At 62.3% G+C, this 3,911-nt stretch carries 6 protein-coding genes; all 6 read left to right on the plus strand.

Going from position 1 to position 3,911, the window contains the following annotated elements:
• On the plus strand, window positions 1–770 hold a 770-nt coding region (locus ACH2EI_RS20755), incomplete at its 5' end, for a SigB/SigF/SigG family RNA polymerase sigma factor (protein WP_395161471.1).
• Between the two features lie 69 nt (window positions 771–839).
• The gene (locus tag ACH2EI_RS20760; protein ID WP_395155550.1) at window positions 840–2,162 is read left to right on the plus strand and encodes a PP2C family protein-serine/threonine phosphatase; all 1,323 of its coding nucleotides are present in this window, start codon (window positions 840–842) and stop codon (window positions 2,160–2,162) included.
• A 73-nt stretch (window positions 2,163–2,235) separates the two neighbouring features.
• Entirely contained in the window at window positions 2,236–2,550 is a 315-nt protein-coding gene (locus tag ACH2EI_RS20765) for an STAS domain-containing protein (protein WP_395155551.1), read from the plus strand.
• A 64-nt stretch (window positions 2,551–2,614) separates the two neighbouring features.
• Window positions 2,615–3,019 carry an ATP-binding protein gene (locus ACH2EI_RS20770; RefSeq protein ID WP_395155552.1) on the plus strand — a complete coding sequence of 135 codons (405 nt, stop codon included), beginning with the start codon at window positions 2,615–2,617 and terminating at the stop codon, window positions 3,017–3,019.
• A 96-nt stretch (window positions 3,020–3,115) separates the two neighbouring features.
• Window positions 3,116–3,445, plus strand: a complete 330-nt coding sequence (locus ACH2EI_RS20775; protein ID WP_395155553.1) for a hypothetical protein — start codon at window positions 3,116–3,118, stop codon at window positions 3,443–3,445.
• The gene (locus ACH2EI_RS20780; RefSeq protein ID WP_395155554.1) at window positions 3,445–3,753 is read left to right on the plus strand and encodes a hypothetical protein; all 309 of its coding nucleotides are present in this window, start codon (window positions 3,445–3,447) and stop codon (window positions 3,751–3,753) included. The genes ACH2EI_RS20775 and ACH2EI_RS20780 overlap by 1 nt, the downstream gene beginning before the upstream one ends.
• Window positions 3,754–3,911: the final 158 nt, after the last annotated feature.

Raw genomic sequence — 3,911 nt, forward strand, 5'->3', positions numbered from 1 at the left:
ACTCTCGACCTGAAGTGAGCACCGACCAGCACCCGGTCGACCTCGACGATCTCGAGATCTTTCGCGAGTACGCGCAGACCAAGCGGCGTTCGCTTCGCAACCAGATCGTCGAGCGCCATATGGGGCTCGCCATACATATATCTCAGCGCTTCGCTCACGGAGGCCGACGCGACGACGATCTCCGCCAGGTGGCGATGATCGGCCTCGTCAAGTCCGTCGACCGCTTCGACCCCGAGTACGGCGTCGCCTTCTCATCGTTCGCGGGCCGCACCATCGAAGGCGAATTGAAGCGCCATTTCCGAGACGCGTCGTGGACGGTCAAGGTGCCCCGTCGGGCAAAAGAGTTGCACCTCCTGGTTCGGAACGCAGCGCGCGACCTCGAACAACGGACCGGCTTATCGCCCACCGTCGACCAACTCGCCAGCCACCTTCACGTCGAGCGTGACGATGTCTTGCGCGGCCTGGCTGCGAGCGCAGCATCCTCCGTCGACACGATCGACCGCGGTACCGACGACGGCACTGCCATCGACCGGCAGGCTCGACTCGCTACCGACGACCGGTCGTACGAAGATGCCGAGAATGCCCACATCATTGAGCAGCTCATCGCCGGATTATCCCAACGGCAGCGCCGGATCATCGAGCTGCGGTTCTACGAGGAGAAATCGCAAACCGAGATCGCGGAACAAGTTGGCGTCTCCCAGATGCACGTGAGCCGACTACTCAAGCGGTCGTTCGAGCAGATGCGTCACCTCCTCGACGCCGACGAATGACCCAAGAACGCTCCGCCGACATACATCGGTGCCTTGGTTGGAGAGTTCTGCCAGCGTCTATGATGCAGTGTGCTCTCCGACATTGAGGACGAACTCCAACTCGAAGCTGGTGCGCTCCGTGCACAGCTCGGCCGTGAGCGTCGGGCACGCGAACACCGACTGAACATCAATCGCCTCGGCGCCGAGACCAGCGGCCAGGTGACCCGGGAGGGCGTCGCCGAAGTGCTTGTTTCAGGCGCCAGCACGATCTTCGAATGTCGCTGGGTCATGGTCGCGTTCGTCGATAACGATGACGTCGTCAAGATCGTGCACAGCCCCGAGGTTCCCTCTGAGATCGTTCGGGATTGGAGCAGCGTGCCGTTGTCGACACTCGTGCCCATCACCGACGTGCTCCGTGGCGATCGGGCTACATGCGAGCTCGTCAACCGTTCCGAGTTTGCTCCGTGGCCCGATCTTGTCGCCAATGCCGAGCGAGCCGACTGTGGCAGCTTGTTCATCGAGCCGATCCCTGGTGGCGACCGGCCTGCGGCAGCGGTGGTCATGGCGTGGAGCGATGCACACGAACTGGACGAACTCGAGCGCGAGTTGATCGCCGAATTGATTGAAGCTGTTACGCCGGCGTTCGCCCGCTCCATGAACACTGAAGTCGACCACGAGCTCGCAACGACGTTGCAGGACTCACTGCTGCCAGCCCACCTGCCCGAAGTCGAAGGCCTCGACATCGCCACGCTGTATGAAGCAGGCCGCAATGCGCAGGACGTCGGTGGCGACTGGTACGACGTCATCAGACTCGATGATCAGCGAACGACGATCGTCATCGGCGATGTCGTCGGCCACAACGCGCGTGCCGCGGCCGAGATGGGCCAGGTCAGACACGTCCTCGCGGCCCATCTGCTGGCCACCGGCGACCCTTCAGAAAGTCTTCAGCTCACCGACCAGTACTTCCACACCCGATCGTTGAACACCATGGCCACCGCACTGGTGATGGTGTTCGACTCGGTCGCAGCAACCATCGAGCTGGCCTCGGCTGGCCACCTTCCCCCGGTGATGGCCGAGCTTGGCGCACGTTCAGTGGTCGTTGAGTCGGGCCTCGGCCCTCCACTCGGCAGCGGGCTCGGCGGATATTGCTCAATCGTGCAGCCCTTCCCGCAAGATGCCGTGCTCGTGGCATTCACGGACGGGGTCGTCGAACTGCGCGACGAGACCATCGATGACAGCGTCGATGACTTCTGCCGGGCTGTGGACCGGGCCATCAAAACCGCCCAGCACGGAGGCCGACAACAGGTGTCAGTGGACGTCATCGTGGACATGATCGCCTCCCGCGTAGCCGATCCGCATCGCACAGATGACGCTGCAGCGATCGTGTGCAGGAATCAGCGGCGCTACGGCTGAGGCTGCATCGCTCACTCGGGTGGCAGTCAGATACGTGTGCGCCGAAGTCGACGTCGTCAGCTATCATTTGGCGATGTCCAAACCCGCCAGCCGCCTTGACATCGAGATCACCGCCGATGGCCTTTCAGTCGCCGGCGAGATCGACGCCCACACGTGCCATGATCTCGCCTCGGCGCTTGAGCCCCTTCCCGGCAGCGGCGATGTACGGATCGACATGGCCGGCGTGCGGTTCATGGATTCGAGCGGGCTTCGGGTGCTGATCGGCGCACACCAGCGCGCCGATGCAGTTGAGCGGAAACTGCTCATCGAACGGCCCAGCAAGTCGGTCTTCCGAATCATCGAGATCAGTGGCCTGGCCGACCATCTCCACATCGTCAACCCCGCCTGACCATCTGGGATAACTTCTCGCTGTTCGAGGTTTGCCACACAACTGGCCGGGCAGACTCCATTCCATGACATCGTTCGCCGATTTTCCACGTGACTCCCACGTGACTTTCGCTGCCGACGTGTCTGAACTGGCGCCTCTCAGAGCCGCCTTTGCCCGCCTCGCTCGTCAATCCGGCGCACCGAGTGATGTCGCTGAAACATTCGAACTGGTCGTCAGCGAGTTGGCCACGAACGTCATCCAGCACTCGACAAGCAAGACGGTCACCATTGCCTTCGAGCGAACCGACACCAACTGGCAATTGCTTGTCTCCGGTGCAGACGAACTCGATCTTGACGAACCGAGAGCTGTTCCAGATCCGACACAACCGGCTGGCCGCGGTCTGTTCATCGTCGAAGCAGCGATGGATCTGGTCGAACTCGTCATGATCGATGGCCGCCGGCACGTCCGTTGCATCAAGCACGCCGCCTGACCAACCGATTGTCAATCTCAAACGTCGTGTGAGGAATCCTGCGGGCACGGTTTAGACCGTTCCCGAGCTGGGTAGTTCTCTTCCATGAACATCTCCATGACCGACCAACTTCCCGTCGACGCCCTCGACGCGATTCGCTCGACCGTGCAGGCGGTCGATATCAGCGACATGACTGATGTGCTCGGTGACACTGCAACCGCAATCTTCGACACTGCCGGCGACTTGGTCGGCACAGCCAGCGACGTCTCCGTGCATGGCGGCCGACTTGTCGTCAGAGGCCTGCGTGCCAGCAGCCGCACCGTTCGCAACAATCCCAGCATCTCGCTCAGCGTCATCGCTCTCGTTCTCGCCGCTTTGGCAGGCATGAAGTGGGCTGCGAGCCGCCAGAGCACCGAGGCGAACGCACCGCTCAAGGTCGCAGCCTGATGCTCGCTCCTCAACGCAAATTCGTCAAAGGCCTGCTGTTCGGCCTACTCGCCGGCTTCGCCCTCGGTGCAGCGCTGAACGATAAGCAGCGCAAACAACTCGCTTCCGAAATTAAAAAGACGACTGCGCCGCTCGGCAAGTCGATCAAGAACGGCGTCTCGCAGGCCGCCGACACGGTGGTTCATGAAGCCACCAGCAAGATCGACGATGCTGGCCACGCTGCAGCCACCCTGTTGACCAGTTCGCCGGGCGATGCTGCTGATCTGACGACCGACGCCCCGACGAGAACTCCGGCCACGCCGAACTGACCGCCCAACTGACCGCCGAAGTGCACCGGGAGCCGAAGGGCTCGCTACCGTCGGGCTCCATGTCACGTGGACCACGCGAGCTCGGCCGCCGTATCCGGCAAGCCAAGGAAGGCGTCGGCAAGTTGATCGGCGACGTCGAGCGGCGAGTGTCGGATCAG

This window comes from Ilumatobacter sp. (assembly GCF_041688325.1).
In the GTDB taxonomy this organism is placed as follows: domain Bacteria; phylum Actinomycetota; class Acidimicrobiia; order Acidimicrobiales; family Ilumatobacteraceae; genus Ilumatobacter_A.

What these genes read in the sequence shown, in the direction of transcription:
- ACH2EI_RS20770 (WP_395155552.1), top strand. Translation starts at nt 2,615, where the DNA reads ATGACATCGTTCGCCGATTTTCCACGTGACTCCCACGTGACTTTCGCT.
- ACH2EI_RS20765 (WP_395155551.1), top strand. Translation starts at nt 2,236, where the DNA reads ATGTCCAAACCCGCCAGCCGCCTTGACATCGAGATCACCGCCGATGGC.
- ACH2EI_RS20780 (WP_395155554.1), top strand. Translation starts at nt 3,445, where the DNA reads ATGCTCGCTCCTCAACGCAAATTCGTCAAAGGCCTGCTGTTCGGCCTA.
- ACH2EI_RS20775 (WP_395155553.1), top strand. Translation starts at nt 3,116, where the DNA reads ATGACCGACCAACTTCCCGTCGACGCCCTCGACGCGATTCGCTCGACC.